Raw genomic sequence first — 15,003 nt, forward strand, 5'->3', positions numbered from 1 at the left:
ATTGTTATTAAGGAAAGTTAAAGAAAAGTATTTTTAATACCAGCGTTTTTTATTTTTTTTAAAAGCAGCAGATTTTCTACCTTTTTTTGGCTTATTATCTTTTTGATTATACAATTTAGGGTTGGCTTTTGAATTTATTTGATAATTTTTTCAAAGCACACACTATTTTCAGCATTTTCATAAAAACCAAAATTAGGTGTTATTGTATATCCGCACTTTTTGTAAAGTTCGATAGCTTCTGGTTGTTGTATACCGGTTTCAAGTATACATTTTGTGAAATTTAATTCTTTAGCCCAATTTTCTAATTCATTTAAAACTTTTGTGGCAACTCCTTTTCTACGGCCTAATAATGAAACGTACATTCTTTTAATTTCTATTGTAGAGTTTTGGTATATTTTAAAAGCACCACAACCAATAGGACTTTCATTTTCATAAGCAACTACTACATTTTTTATGTTGTCCAATTTATTAAACTGATCATAAAAATCGTGATTATCACCATCTCGTATTTTTAATTCAGCATCGAGATGTGTTATAAGTTCTAAAAAATCTTTATTCTTGGAGTTGGTTCTCAATAATTTGATCATTTTTAAGGTTTTAGTGTAGAAATTTTTAGAAAGATTCACATATTTGTTAAGGCAGATAGTTTATACTAAAATAGTACTTAATTTGATTATTATTATTATTTTCTAATATCATTTTCATTATCAAAAATTATGATTTACGACCAAATTTTGGATAATTAAAGAAGGTTTTGAGGCTTTGCGTTTGTAATTTGTTGTCTTCCTACAATACAATCTAAGATACTATAGATTAGTTCCTCCTGTAACTTCAATTATTTGACCTGTAATCCATCCGGCATCTTTAGAGAGGAGCAGAGCTACAGCATTAGCAATATCTTCCGGTTGTCCAACTTTACCAAAAGCGACACCTGCAATAAGGGTTTTCATAATTTCAGGATCAACTAAGAGCTTTTTAGTAAAATCGGTTTCTATAAAACCCGGCATAATAGCATTGACCGAAATTTTTCTTTTACCAAGCATCTGAGCCATTGAGAGTGTAAACGAATTAACGGCTGCTTTTGAGGCAGCATAAGCTGAATAAAGAGGTTTGGCACCACGCGCGGTTAATGATGAAATATTGATAATGTGTGCATTGTCATTTAATAGTGGAAGTGCTGTTTGTGTTACAAAAAAGAGACCTTTTATATTGGTGTTAAACACATTGTCGAAATCTTCTTCTGTTACGGTTTCAAACGAAACAGAAGAAGAACTTACACCTGCATTATTAATAAGGATATCTAAATGGTTGGAGCCACTATGTGATTTAAACTCTTGGCTGAGCTTTTGAAACAGAATTTTAATTTCGGCAACAGAGCGGATATCAGCTTTTATTGAAAAAGCATCACCACCTGCTTGCTTAATTTCATCTACCACTTGTTTTGCGGACTCTGCACTTTTACTGTAATGTACAGCTGTTAAGGCTCCTTCGGAAGCAATTCGTTTTGCGATAGCCCGTCCAATTCCTTTTCCGGCTCCTGTAACAATAGCATTCTTTCCTTTTAAAGATGAATAATTCATAAAGCGTTCAAGATTTAATTATAGAAAAGTATGAGTTGGTATAAACTATAAAGTTGCCATATCAATTACAAATCGGTACTTGACATCACTTTTCAGCATACGTCTGTAGGCATCATTAATATAATTCATAGGAATTACTTCAACTTCAGAAACAATATTATGTTCGGCGCAATAATCCAGCATTTCTTGTGTTTCAGCAATTCCCCCAATAATGGAACCAACAATGCTTCTTCTGTTTCGTAGCAAATTGAAACCTAAAATTTCAGTAGGTGCCGGCGGAACTCCCACGCAGATCATGATACCATCAGTATCAAGCATATTTAAATATTGATTATAATCATGTGGTGCTGAAACCGTATCAAAAATAAAATCAAAATTGTTTTGAAGTGCTTTTACTTGTTCCGGATCTTTACTTAAAGCAAAATGATGAGCACCCAATTTTTTGGCATCTTTTTCTTTTTCCGGAGAAGTACTGATCATGGTTACTTCAGCCCCAAAAGAAGCTGCAAATTTCACAGCCATATGTCCTAATCCTCCTAAACCAACAATAGCTATACGATGTCCTTTTCCAACTTTCCAATGGCGTAAAGGCGAATAGGTTGTAATGCCTGCACAAAGTAATGGAGCCACTGCCTGTAATGGCAATTTTTCGGAAACATGAAGCACAAATTTTTCATCAACCACAATTTGGTTTGAATAACCTCCATAAGTGAACCCTCCAGTATGTTTGTTATATGAATTATAAGTTGCTATAAGTTCATTTCGGCAAAATTGTTCCAGTCCTTTTTCACAATTATCACATTCCTGACATGAATCTACTAAACAGCCTACGGCTGCTAAATCACCGATTTTAAATTTAGTAACATGGGTTCCAACTTGAAGAACTTTTCCCACAATTTCATGACCGGGTACAAGTGGATAATTTGCATTGCCCCAGTCGTTTTGTACATAATGGAGGTCGCTATGGCAAACCCCACAGTATAAAATTTCAAAATATACATCATGTGGTCCAACATCTCTGCGTTCAAAATTGAACGGATGAAGCGGATCGGTTGCATTGTCGGCTGCGTACCCTTTTGTTGCAATCATATTTTTTTATTTAATTTTTTAGTCTTGATTCAAAAAAAGTTAATGTATGAGCCCAAGCTTCTTTAGCAGCAAGAGGATGATAACTGCTTCGTTCGTCACAATGAAATCCGTGATCGGCAGATGAAAAAACAACATTAGTGTATTCTTTACCAGCTTTTTTTACCGCATTAATAATTGTTTCTACTACTTCAGCAGTAATATGTTGGTCTTTTCCTCCCCAAAAGAAAAGATGATCTGCGTAAAGGTTTTCTGCTTCATCTGTCCATTGATCAAGTCCTCCACCATAATAGGAAACTCCCGCAGCTAATGGCAATCTGGCATTCGCCAAAAATGAAGCTCTTCCTCCTAAACAAAATCCTATGCTTCCAATTTTGTCTTTGTTTATAATATCTTGTTGCTGAAACCAATCATATACGGCTTGAAAATCAAAAGAAAGTCCTTCCTTTGTTATGGCCTGATAATGTGGAATAGCTTCAGAAAAATTGGTATAAGGAACCACCAATCGATTAATGGTACGATGAAAAAGGTCTGGAGCAACTACCGCATAGCCTTCAGTACAAAGTCTTTCAGCAATACTTTCAATATGATGATTTACTCCAAATGCTTCCTGTAACAGGATAATTCCAGGAACTTTTCCATCACTTCCAGGTATCGCAATATAGGCATCAAGCTCCGTACCATCTGCAACGGATATGCTGTTAAATTCGTGGTTTTTAATCATTATTTTTTAGATTTAATTGTTACTTCTGCCTTAAATTTTCAATTAATTTATAAGTCTATCCTTGTGCTTCATTCGATACATCTTGCCATTCTTTCCAAGTCTCCAATCGTTTTTGGTAAATGGGTTCAATTACTTGCCAAGGGAATGAACCTAAAAATAAACGCAAAGGTGGTTCAGGAGCATCTACAATTTTTAGTATGGCATTTCGGGTTGCTTTCGGATTACCTTTTGGTGCATTTGCCGAAAAAGCTTGCCGTTCTTTTCTAAGATCTTCATAAGCTGATATCGGTTTGCTGTGTTTAGCTGATGAAGTTCCCCAGTCTGTACTATAACCTCCCGGTTCAATAAGCGTTACTTTGATGCCAAATTGGGCCACTTCTTGTGAAAGCGTATCACATAAACCTTCCATAGCCCATTTTGAGGCGTGGTAAATACCGTAAATAGGAAATGTGGCAACGCCACCAATACTTGTTACTTGAATAATATGTCCGCTTTTTTGTTTTCGCATAAAGGGCAATGCTGCCTGAATAACCCATAATGAACCAAAGAAATTCGTTTCCATTTGTTCACGAGTTTCAGCCTCGGTAAGTTCTTCTATAAAGCCAAAATGACCATATCCTGCATTACTGACCAATACATCAATCCGACCGAATTGTGAAACTGTTTTTTCGACAGCAGAAAAACAGGCTTCTCTATTATTTACATCGAGTTGAACTTGTAAAACTGACTCACCGTATTTATCTTGTAATTCTTTTATACTATTAAGGTTTCTTGCTGTTGCAGCAACTTTATCTCCACGTTCTAATGCGGCTTCTGCCCATTCTCTTCCAAATCCTTTAGAGGTTCCTGTAATTAACCAAACTTTTGATTCCATTTTTCTTATAATTTTAGATGGACTAAATTACGGGTTTATTGTTTGTGAGAGTTGTATATTTGAATCAAATCACTTGTCAAAAAATATCAAGCAACCAATGAAGTTACTTTTGATGGGTTCTTTCCAAAATGCTTTTTAAATGAGCGACTAAAATGCGCCAAATCTTCAAAGCCTAATTCAATATAAATATCCGAAGGTTTTCGGTTGGTAAGCGTTAATAGTTCTTTTGCTTTTAATAAACGTCGTTCTTTAATCCATTGGTGTGGAGAAGTATTAAAGGTGCGTTTAAATTCGCGATGAAAGGTAGCAATACTTCTTCCAGACAATTTGGCTAACTCATTAAGAGGTATTTTTTGAGTGTAATAATGCTCCATAAATAGCCGTAGTTCTGCTTTTGAAGGTTGAGAAAAATCGCTGAGAAAGGTAAGAATATTTTTATTTTCACGAGCTATGCCAATAAGTGATTCCAATGTTTTTAATTCAACAATATCTGGAGCCATATTTTGTTTTTCCTTTAGGTAAATTTCTAATGAACTCATTAATCCCAACAATATGCTGTTTGGGCTTACAGGAAGAAAAGGTTTGTTTATAACGTGGTCCTTATTTTGTATAAGTGGTAATTTTGCTGAAACTTTCCGGATAAATTCGTCATTCAACATAAAAGCTATCATTTTAAAACCATCTTCATTTTCGCCCCAGGTTTTAAAACAAGTGAGTGATGTGTACTTTTTAATCAGGCAAAAAGCACCTTTTTCAATGGTAAACAATTGGTTTTTGTTCCTGAAATTAAATTGTCCCTGCTGGACGTATATCAAAAGATGATCCGGATAATATACATTGTGTTCAGAACTGTTAGATGTTTCAACAGATGTGGCAATTACCAGTGAATTGCATTTGATATATTGTAAAGTTGTTTCGTTCACTATGTAAAAGTACAATTAAATTGTCAACTTACTTTATGCAAAAGGCAGGTTTAAATAAGAGAACTAAAAAGTGCAAATGTGAAAGACTTTGCAGATCTGTATAAAGATTATTTGAAATGTTTAACATTTTTACTACATAAATTTGGATGATGGATTGTTGTTAATCATCCATGATAAATAACCAAACAGTTTTTTGTTGTATTGCTTGATTTTTAAAATTGTTTTCTATTATTTATTTTGAATTTACTTTCTTTTTAAAGTAACTTTATCCTTTTAAAATAATAGTATGAATTATAGAGATTTAGGGAAAACAGGTTTAAGAGTATCTGAAATCAGTTTAGGAACTTGGCAAGTTGGCGGAAAATGGGGAAGCGAATTTAATGAAAAAAATGCCGAAGAAATTATTAATAAAGCCATTGATTTAGGAGTTAATTTTATTGATACTGCCGATGTTTACAGCGATAAATTAAGTGAAAAAACCGTTGGTAAAGTTGTAAGATCACGTTCAGAAGAAGTATATATTGCTACTAAATGTGGTAGACAGTTAAATCCGCACACAAATGCAGCTTACCAAGTAAATGTTTTGCGAAAATTTGTGGAAGACAGCTTGTCTAATTTAGGTGTGGAACGCATTGATCTTATACAATTACATTGTCCTCCTACAGAAGTATATTACCGCCCTGAAATTTTTGCATTATTTGATGATTTAACTAAAGAAGGAAAAATTAGAAATTACGGTGTAAGTGTTGAAAAAGTTGAAGAAGCACTTAAAGCAATTGAATATCCGGGAGTAAGTACGGTACAAATTATTTTTAATATGTTTCGTCAACGCCCGGCTGAATTGTTTTTTAAGCAAGCAAAAAATAAAAATGTAGGAATTTTAGCACGTGTACCATTGGCTAGCGGCTTGTTAACAGGTAAATTTGGTATTAATACTACTTTTTCTAAAGAAGATCATCGATTTTTTAACCGTGAAGGTGCTGCTTTTGATAAAGGAGAAACTTTTTCAGGAATCGATTATAATTTAGGTTTAAAAGCTGTAAATGAACTAAAACTGTTGTTTGGTGAAGATCAAAGTTTGGTTGAAAAAGCTTTACAGTGGATTTTATCTTTTGATGAAGTGAGTTGTGTTATACCGGGAGCTTCAACAGTTTCGCAAGTAATATCTAATATTGAAGCACTTGAAACTGATCTTCTCTCAAAAGAAGAAATGCAAAAAGTAAAAGATATTTATACTAAATATATAAAACCGGAGGTACATCACCTTTGGTAGTTTAAAGTATTTCCCAATCTTCAATAGCACCTTCAATAACTTTAAACATAGGGTGCTGTTGAAGATTTTTAGCATTAAGTAATTTATTGTAACTGTCTTGGTCCCTTATTTTTAACTTGTTTAATAAATGTGATTCTTCATATTTTAATTGACCTTTTGTTACCGGTATTTCAACTGGTGTAAAATTCCAATCAATTTTATCTTTATTAAAATTATAGCCTCTTTTTGCGGCTTCATCATAAACATAACTTAAATATTGGCTGATACTTTGTGCGGGATTTGCTGTTTTTTTAAACCTGTTTAGCTGTGGATGATTGGTATAACCTTTGGTTTTACCCTCCAGTACATGTTTTGCCAGCAAGGTTTCTCTCCAAAGAGCGACCAAACCTTTTGTGTCTAAATATTTTGGATGTAATGACCATATTCTCATAAAGTTATAATGCTAATTACTATTTGTTACAAAAGCAATTCGTTTACTGTCTTTAGACCAACTAGGTACATTAATAGTGCCTTGACCTCCGTATATATAAGCTATAATTTTTGGAGTTCCGCCACTTACAGGCATTAAACGAAGCGTGCAATGTTTGTAAAAAGGATGACTTCCAAATTCAATATCAGGAGGGAAAGAAATAAAAACAATCCATTTACCATCTGGTGAAATATGCGGAAACCAATCTTTATAATTGGTATCAAAAGTTAATTGTTCTTGTTCGCTTCCATTGGCCTTCATTCGCCATAACTGCATATTTCCGGTTCGGTTAGAGTTGAAATAGATATATTTTCCATCCGGTGAATATTCAGAACCGTCATCTAACGTTTTGGTATTGGTTAATTGAAATTCGTTTCTGGTTTCAACATCAATTCCGTAAATATCATATTGACCATTTCTATCGGCAGTGTAAATTAAGGTTTTATTATCGGGTGAAATACCATGTAAAAAAGAAGCCCCAATACCGTCTTTGGTTATTTTTTTTGGAATAGAATCTCCTTTCGGATCCATAATATAAATAGAAGAGGTTCCTTTATCCTCTTGATTGTGATGACTTATCCCTAAAATACTTTCATCAAAAGAAAAAACATGGTCATTATTGTTATTGATGGCGAAACCTGTATTTATTTGAGTAACTTCTTCTGTTTCAAAATTATAACTGTATAAATAACCGTTAGAATTATACACCAATTCTTTATCGTTATTCACCCAATTTGGAGCTTGTAAAGAATGTGCCGAATAAAATAAGGTTTTTCTGCTTCCTGTTTTAACATTCATAATTTCCATATTGCTGCCTAAATAATCTTGGTAAGGGGCAAAATCAGCAGCAGCAGGTTTAATAATTCTAACATTGCTAAAAACAGCTTTTTCAATAACATCAGGATTATGAGAACACACATATAGCCCAACAAAAACCTCATTTCTTAAATTAAGACTGTCAATTTTAACGGTTGTAAAAGGTTTTCCAAATGTTGCGGTTGACATAAAATAGGTATTTCCTCTACGCTCTAATTGAACCACATCGGGAGTTTTGTCGTTAGATTCTATCTGCTCTGTAATTGCGCTGTCAGTTCTTCTAAATTGAAGAGATGTTAATCCGTCTCCATGAATACAAGCGTTTACATGAGGTGAATTTCCACTTAAGTTATTTCGTACAATCCATCCAATTTTTCTATGAGGATCTACACCTTTACCAATAAATTTTACGTGAGCTCTTAAAATAAAGTCGCCTTGAATTGATTTGTAAAGGTATTGAAATTGGTCATTTTCTCCCCACATGTTTATGCCTGAACCTGTAATGGTATATTCTTGTTTATCAATATTATAAGCTACAGTTCCTTTGTTTATTGGGTTTCCAATATTGATTTGATTTTCAAAAATTCCAAAAGTTTTTGAGTTAGAATTCATAATTGTTTCTGTTGTTGAAGTTGAAATAGGACGATTACAGGCGTTTAATAGCAACAAAATTAATCCACCAAAAAGTAAATTTTTCATTTATAAAAAAATAAGTACTAATGTACCTCTTTTTCAGGATTAAGTCAAAAACAGCAATAGTTTATTACTCAATTATAATTTTATAGGTATCTAAAAGTCCCGATATTGTATTGACTGAGAATTTAGCATTGGTAATTTTATTAGTTTCAGGATTGATAGAAAAATTATAAGAACTTCTCAAATCACATTTTTCGAGTAAAGTATTATTGAACTTTGCTTTTATAAAATCACAATTTTTAAAAATGGAGCTTGTTAAGTTAGCTTCAACAAAATCAACTTCTTCAAGTTTACAGTTTTTAAACTGTGTATTTTTAATTTTTAGTTTGTAAAAAGAAGAAAAATTAAGAACACAATCTTCAAAAGAAAAAGAGAGTAGAAAAGGAGTACATTTATTGAATTGTAATCCTAAAAGCTTACAATTTTTAAACTTTACATTTTTTAAGGAAGTATGTTCCAAATTAGCCATGCTTAAATCACAATTTTCAAAAACACATTCCGAAAATGTTATTCCGCCTAAATTGAAATTGTAAAAAGAACAATTTGTGAAAGTACAATACTCATATTCACCAATGTTTAAACCTTTTTCAATAAAATTAATTCCTTTAAACTCTTCGTTTTCAATATATTGTATATTCATTTATATAAATTCAAGTAGCTGTTATGTGTGAAAAAAAGTATAAATACTATTTTGTGTAAAAGTACTTGATTTTAAAAAGAAAGCAAATATTAGATGGTTATTGTTTTAAAATAGGAATGCTCCAAGGCCAAATAATACATAAAAAGCAAGCATAATTATTGTTAAAATTCCAACAAATTTATAATGAGATTTTAAATTTTCTAAAGCTTTATCAAGGCTTTCACTATCTTTTTTCTCTATTGCTTTTTTAATATTATTTGCGAAATTGAACAAGTAATAAATTGGAAAAAAGTAAACAAGTCCCATTAAAAGATATAAAATACTAATAAAAATACCCGGGAAAGGAAAAGGACTTTCATCACCACCTATAGTAGATAAAAGCGTACCTGCAAATAAAGCAATTATTACTATAAGACCGATAAAACAAAACCCAATAATTGAAAGAAAATAAACCCATTTACCGGTTTCTGAAAGGTTGGTTTTTGCTTTTTTAGATAGTTTAAGGGTTGAGTCATTTTCAGCTGATTCATCCTGAATTTCTATAAAATCTTCCATGTTTTTAGTCGGATATTTATGAGTAATAATTAAATAGTAAAAAAGCTATAATAAAAACAATTACAGCTATACTTATTAGTAAAATTAATTGATTTTTTTCTTTGTTTGATTCCTTTTTAAGATTGTTTTTTAATTACTCAAGTTCATCTTTAGAGGCTTTAGGAAAATCAAACTCAAGTTTTGTAGGATGCTCTTTCGAATAAATACCGCTCCTATTATTTCCTTTAAATTTATTTTTACGAGACGATTTTAGCGCAGCATTTTGCCTTATGCGGTTCATCATATCTAATATATGTCCTGCGCCACCACTCATTTTAATGCATAAATATTGCGGCAATAAAACCGGTAAAATTACCTGCCATGTGTACTAATATTGCGTAAATGTTATTGTTGTATTTCTCTTGATAATACCCTGCAAATAGTCCTAAAATAGTGGTAAAAACAACTACTTTAAGCAAAAATGCCCAACTCACACCGGTAGTAAATAAAATTAAATGAGCCAAACCAAATGCTATGGCACTAATAATTATAGGCAGACTTATTTTTCTTTTAAAAAAAGGAATTACAGTTGATTTTAACGGGCTTAAAAAATTCATTAAAAAACCACGAAATAAAACTTCTTCAGCAATACTGGCATAAATAAAAACGAAGAAAAAGACCTGAGTTGCATTCATTTTTAGAAATAGTGGATGGCTTTCAACGTCAGCACCTAATTTTCTTGTTAAAATGGTCATTAAAGGATTAACAATAATCGAAACCAATAAACCCACCGCAATCGGGTTTAAAAGTGTGTTAAACTTTGGAAATGCTATTTTATAATTTACATATTTTTTTAAGTATACTATTGCAATAATAGATAGCAACAGCATTATTGAATGGGTACCAAAAGATGTAGGTATAAAATTGATATTTAAATTAATTTTACTGCCAAGTAATGTGGCTATAAGAAATATAACAGCTGTTAGTACTAGTCCGTTTAAAATTCTTTGGGAGTTTTTCATTTATTTTTGGTTAGTTAATTTCATAGCTATACTAAGTTAAAGTTCTCTTTTTAACTTAAAGTTTTAAACGAAAATTGCAAATTTTTGATGATAAAGATAATCAAAAAAAAATATTTCCATTAGTTTTTCAAAAAAAAGCAATATAATTTTCTGTATCTTTAACAAATATGATAAAAGACACAAAATTAGCCGTACTTATTGACGGAGATAATATTCCTTCAAAATATATTAAAGAAATGATGGAGGAAATAACCAAATATGGAACTCCAACAATAAAGCGTATTTACGGTGATTGGACCAAACCTCAACTGGCAAAATGGAAAAATATTTTACTTGAAAATGCTATAAATCCTATACAACAATACAGCTACACAACCGGTAAAAACGCTACAGATTCAGCAATGATTATTGATGCAATGGATATTTTATATTCTGAAAAAGTAAACGGATTTTGTTTGGCTTCTTCGGATAGTGATTTTACAAAATTAGCTACCAGATTAAGAGAAGCCGGTGTTGTAGTTTATGGTATTGGAGAAAAGAAAACTCCAGACCCTTTTATAGTAGCTTGTGACAAGTTTATTTATTTGGAAATATTAGAATCTGGAGAAGAAAATCAAAACGGAACAGGAACCCAAAAGAAAGCAAGTATTGATAAAATTACTCCAAAAGTTATACGTTTACTTAGAAATTCGGTTGAAGATGCTGCAGATGAAGATGGCTGGGCATTTATGGGAGATGTAGGGTCGCTAATTTTAAAAAAGCAACCTAATTTTGATGCTCGTAATTTTGGTTTTGAAAAATTAACGCCCTTATTCAAATCACTTAACCAATTTGAGATTGATCAAAAAGATAGTACAAAAGGGCGTTTTAAATTAATTTATGTTCGCAATAAAAAGAAATAGGTTTACTTTTTCTTTTTCAACTCAAATAAGTCTAGCCTTCTGTCTTTTAAATTTCTAACACTTCCTAATTGATTTAGTTCTCTTAGCAAATCTATATCAACATCGGCAATTAATATCATTTCAGAATTTGGAGTGGCTTCTGCTTTTATACCCGTAGCAGGAAATGAAAAATCACAAGGTGTAAAAACCATAGATTGGGCGAATTGAATATCCATATTATGAACTTTTGGTAAATTACCTACACTTCCGGCAATAGCAACATAACATTCATTTTCAATAGCTCTTGCTTGCGCACAGTTTCTAATTCTTGAATAACCATTTTGTGTGTCGGTTAAAAAAGGAACAAATAATATATCTACACCTTCATCGGCCAATAGTCTGCTTAATTCAGGAAATTCAACATCGTAACAAATTAAAATTCCTATTTTACCGCAATCTGTATCAAAGGCCTTAAGTTCTGTGCCGCCTTGCATACCCCAAACTTTAGCTTCATTAGGAGTTATATGAAGTTTTTCAAAACGTTCTACAGATCCGTCTCTTTTGCATAGATAACCTACGTTATAAAGTCTGTCATCTATAATTTCAGGCATACTTCCCGAAATAATATTGATATTGTATGAAATAGCTAACTGTGAGAATTTTTCGGTTATAGCCGAAGTATGTTTAGCTAATTCTCTAATGGCTTCAGGTTCGGTTAAATGATTGTTTTCAGCCATAAGAGGCGCATTGAAAAACTCAGGAAACAAAGCAAAGTCTGAGCGATAACCCGAAACAGCATCTATAAAAAATTCAGCCTGATGCATTAATTCATCTAAATTATCATAAGGTCTCATTTGCCATTGAATTAAACCTAAACGAACTATTTTTTTCTTAGTAACTGCTTTTTCTGTAGGTTTTTCATAATAAATATTATCCCATTCCAATAAAACGGCAAACTCATTTGAAGCTTTATCACCTTCTAAATAACCTTTCAATATTTTAGAAGGATGAAAATCATTAGATATCTGAAAATTTAATACAGGATCATGAATTTCTTTTCTTCTTACTTTATCAATATATTGTTTAGGAGTTAGTTCATTTGCATATTTGTGATAATTAGGTATTCGTCCTCCAAATGCAACACCTCTAAGGTTTAGTCTTTCACAAAGTTCTTTTCTGTAATCGTAAAGTCTTCTACCCAAACGTAAACCTCTGAATTCTGGTTTAATAAATACGTCAATTCCGTAAAGTACATCACCTTCAGGGGTATGTGTGCTAAACGTGTAATCTCCGGTTAATTCTTTATACGTGTGATGATCATCAAATTGATGATAATTTACAATAATTGACAATGCACACCCGGCAATTTGATTGTTAACCTTTATAACTACCTGACCTTCAGGGAAGCGATTAATTAAAGATTCTATTTGATGTTCTCTCCAATATGAATCCGGCATATTGGTGTAAGAATCAATCATAGCTTTTTTAAGCTCTTGATAATCATCAATATTTAAAAAAAGTAACTCAATATTTTCAATGTCTTTCATAAATAAAAAGGACTAGTAATTTTAGTATTGTTTTGCAGTAAATGTACTATAATAAAATCAAATTAAATTTATAAAATATACACTGATTTTGGGAGGAAGATTGTTTATTCTTTCTATTGTAAAATAACGAGAAATCAATCTAAAAGTGTCTGATAATTAATTAGATATATTTCTGGTTGATTAGAAGCCTGTCATTCCTGTGAAGGCAGGAATGACAAAAAACATGACAAGTTTATTAACGGCCTGTTAACTATTTTAATTAAACTCACTTTAAAATAAGGTTAAAAACCTCTAAGCTCCTTTATTGCAGCTTCAACACATCGTTCACCATCCATAGCGGCAGAAACAATACCACCTGCATAACCACCACCTTCACCACATGGAAACAAACCTTGAATTTCAGGATGTTCTAAATTTTCTTTTCTTGGGATGTTTACTGGAGATGAGGTTCGAGATTCAACACCAACAATGTTAGCATCTTCGGTATAATAACCATGCATTTTTCGCCCAAATTCAGCAAAACCTTTTCTTAATCTGCCTCCAATTAATTTGGGAAGTAAAGAATGTAATGGTGCCGAATTTAATCCGGGTTGGTATGAAGTAGGATTTAAATTATTAGAGAACCTTCCTTCAACAAAATCGGTTAATTTTTGTGCAGGTGCAGTTTGCGTTCTTCCACCGGCAATAAATGCCATTTTTTCTAAATCTTTTTGAAATTCCAACCCTTTTAACACACCAAAATGATTGTATTTAGCTAAATCTTGCTCAGCATTAATTTCTACAACAATTCCGGAATTTGCAAATTGATTATTTCTTTTTGAGGGTGACATTCCATTTACAACTACTTCACCATTTGCCGTAGCTGCAGGCACTATAAACCCTCCCGGACACATACAAAACGAATAAACACCCCTACCTTGCACTTGGTGTACAAGACTGTATGAAGCTGCCGGTAATAATTCGTCTCTTTCTCCTTTGCAATGGTATTGAATAGAGTCGATAATTTGTTGAGGATGTTCTACTCTAACTCCCATAGCAAAAGATTTTGCTTTAATGGCAATATTTTTTTTGTATAATAAATAATAGATATCTCTGGCGGAATGACCTGTAGCTAAAATAACAGCATTTACAGGAAGCTCAGTATTATTTTGGAGCTGAATAGCTTGAATTTTATTGTTTTTTATAATAAAATCAACCACTTTACTTTCAAAGTGAATTTCACCGCCACATTTTAAAATGGTTTCTCTAATATTTTGAACAATTTTAGGCAATTTATTCGTGCCAATATGAGGATGAGAATCTATTAATATTTGTTCAGTAGCACCATGATAAACGAAGTTTTCAAAGACTCTGCGAACATCGCCACGTTTTAAACTGCGTGTATATAATTTTCCGTCAGAATAAGTGCCGGCACCGCCTTCTCCAAAGCAGTAATTTGAGTCTTCATTAACAGTGTGAAATTGATTTATAGCGCGTAAATCTCGTCGTCTTTCTCTTACCTTTTTACCTCTTTCTAAAACAACAGGTTTGTAGCCTAATTCAATACAACGTAATGCGGCAAACATTCCTGCAGGCCCAAATCCAATAATATGTATTTCTTTGGCAGAAGAAACATCTTTATAATCAAACGAATAGGTAGAAGATTCAGGAATTTGTTCATTAATATATACTGCTATTTTGTAATTAAAAAAAATCAATGCTTTACGAGCATCAATAGATTTTCGTACTATTTTTATGGCATTTATTTCTTTTTCATCAATACCCAAGTAATGTGCGGCTTTTTTCTTTAAAATGCCTTCTTGCTTTTCTTCCTGAAGTTGTACTCGAATTTGAATTTCTTTTACCATGTTGGCAAAATTACTTAAATTTCAGTGAAAAATAATACAGTAACAATTTAATCTAAAATGAACGATAAAATTATAAGTTTTATGTAAAAGA

16 protein-coding genes are annotated in these 15,003 nt (G+C 32.1%); 2 read left to right on the forward strand and 14 right to left on the reverse strand.

Annotated elements, in window-relative coordinates:
- Positions 1–134: 134 nt before the first annotated feature.
- The 6 genes from HGB55_RS03740 to HGB55_RS15650 form a co-directional block, all read right to left on the reverse strand.
- Positions 135–587 carry a GNAT family N-acetyltransferase gene (locus HGB55_RS03740; protein ID WP_168814767.1) on the reverse strand — a complete coding sequence of 151 codons (453 nt, stop codon included), beginning with the start codon at positions 585–587 and terminating at the stop codon, positions 135–137.
- 219 nt (positions 588–806) lie between these two features.
- The gene (locus HGB55_RS03745; protein ID WP_168814769.1) at positions 807–1,580 is read right to left on the reverse strand and encodes an SDR family NAD(P)-dependent oxidoreductase; all 774 of its coding nucleotides are present in this window, start codon (positions 1,578–1,580) and stop codon (positions 807–809) included.
- A 45-nt stretch (positions 1,581–1,625) separates the two neighbouring features.
- Complete coding sequence (locus tag HGB55_RS03750; protein WP_168814771.1) at positions 1,626–2,669, reverse strand: NAD(P)-dependent alcohol dehydrogenase; 1,044 nt, start codon at positions 2,667–2,669, stop codon at positions 1,626–1,628.
- Between the two features lie 10 nt (positions 2,670–2,679).
- Positions 2,680–3,390 carry a dienelactone hydrolase family protein gene (locus HGB55_RS03755; RefSeq protein ID WP_168814774.1) on the reverse strand — a complete coding sequence of 237 codons (711 nt, stop codon included), beginning with the start codon at positions 3,388–3,390 and terminating at the stop codon, positions 2,680–2,682.
- 55 nt (positions 3,391–3,445) lie between these two features.
- On the reverse strand, positions 3,446–4,264 hold the full coding sequence (locus HGB55_RS03760) for an SDR family oxidoreductase (protein ID WP_168814776.1): 819 nt from the start codon (positions 4,262–4,264) through the stop codon (positions 3,446–3,448).
- A gap of 86 nt (positions 4,265–4,350) precedes the next feature.
- On the reverse strand, positions 4,351–5,187 hold the full coding sequence (locus HGB55_RS15650; protein ID WP_168814778.1) for an AraC family transcriptional regulator: 837 nt from the start codon (positions 5,185–5,187) through the stop codon (positions 4,351–4,353).
- Between the two features lie 286 nt (positions 5,188–5,473).
- Here HGB55_RS15650 and HGB55_RS03770 point away from each other — a divergent pair, with 286 nt between their 5' ends.
- The gene (locus HGB55_RS03770; protein ID WP_168814780.1) at positions 5,474–6,460 is read left to right on the forward strand and encodes an aldo/keto reductase; all 987 of its coding nucleotides are present in this window, start codon (positions 5,474–5,476) and stop codon (positions 6,458–6,460) included.
- 1 nt (position 6,461) lies between these two features.
- Here the strand turns inward: HGB55_RS03770 and HGB55_RS03775 are convergent, their stop codons facing one another.
- From HGB55_RS03775 to HGB55_RS03800, 6 genes are all read right to left on the reverse strand, one after another.
- Positions 6,462–6,890, reverse strand: a complete 429-nt coding sequence (locus HGB55_RS03775) for a pyrimidine dimer DNA glycosylase/endonuclease V (RefSeq protein ID WP_168814783.1) — start codon at positions 6,888–6,890, stop codon at positions 6,462–6,464.
- A gap of 12 nt (positions 6,891–6,902) precedes the next feature.
- On the reverse strand, positions 6,903–8,444 hold the full coding sequence (locus tag HGB55_RS03780) for a DUF5050 domain-containing protein (RefSeq protein ID WP_168814785.1): 1,542 nt from the start codon (positions 8,442–8,444) through the stop codon (positions 6,903–6,905).
- A gap of 64 nt (positions 8,445–8,508) precedes the next feature.
- Positions 8,509–9,081, reverse strand: coding sequence for a pentapeptide repeat-containing protein (locus tag HGB55_RS03785; protein WP_168814787.1), 573 nt, complete (start codon positions 9,079–9,081; stop codon positions 8,509–8,511).
- 105 nt (positions 9,082–9,186) lie between these two features.
- The gene (locus HGB55_RS03790) at positions 9,187–9,636 is read right to left on the reverse strand and encodes a DUF5362 family protein (RefSeq protein ID WP_168814789.1); all 450 of its coding nucleotides are present in this window, start codon (positions 9,634–9,636) and stop codon (positions 9,187–9,189) included.
- Between the two features lie 133 nt (positions 9,637–9,769).
- The gene (locus HGB55_RS03795; RefSeq protein ID WP_168814791.1) at positions 9,770–9,949 is read right to left on the reverse strand and encodes a hypothetical protein; all 180 of its coding nucleotides are present in this window, start codon (positions 9,947–9,949) and stop codon (positions 9,770–9,772) included.
- 1 nt (position 9,950) lies between these two features.
- Positions 9,951–10,637 carry a CPBP family intramembrane glutamic endopeptidase gene (locus HGB55_RS03800; RefSeq protein WP_168814793.1) on the reverse strand — a complete coding sequence of 229 codons (687 nt, stop codon included), beginning with the start codon at positions 10,635–10,637 and terminating at the stop codon, positions 9,951–9,953.
- A 167-nt stretch (positions 10,638–10,804) separates the two neighbouring features.
- Between HGB55_RS03800 and HGB55_RS03805 the strand changes: the two genes are divergently transcribed.
- Positions 10,805–11,539, forward strand: coding sequence for an NYN domain-containing protein (locus tag HGB55_RS03805; RefSeq protein ID WP_168814794.1), 735 nt, complete (start codon positions 10,805–10,807; stop codon positions 11,537–11,539).
- 2 nt (positions 11,540–11,541) lie between these two features.
- Here HGB55_RS03805 and HGB55_RS03810 read toward each other — a convergent pair whose 3' ends face one another.
- The gene (locus HGB55_RS03810) at positions 11,542–13,065 is read right to left on the reverse strand and encodes a carbon-nitrogen hydrolase family protein (RefSeq protein ID WP_168814795.1); all 1,524 of its coding nucleotides are present in this window, start codon (positions 13,063–13,065) and stop codon (positions 11,542–11,544) included.
- A 281-nt stretch (positions 13,066–13,346) separates the two neighbouring features.
- A complete protein-coding gene (locus tag HGB55_RS03815) occupies positions 13,347–14,912 on the reverse strand; it encodes an NAD(P)/FAD-dependent oxidoreductase (RefSeq protein ID WP_168814796.1) in 1,566 nt (521 codons plus the stop codon).
- Between the last annotated feature and the right edge of the window lie 91 nt (positions 14,913–15,003).

Source organism: Lutibacter sp. B1 (assembly GCF_012524075.1).
Taxonomy (GTDB): Bacteria; Bacteroidota; Bacteroidia; order Flavobacteriales; family Flavobacteriaceae; genus Lutibacter.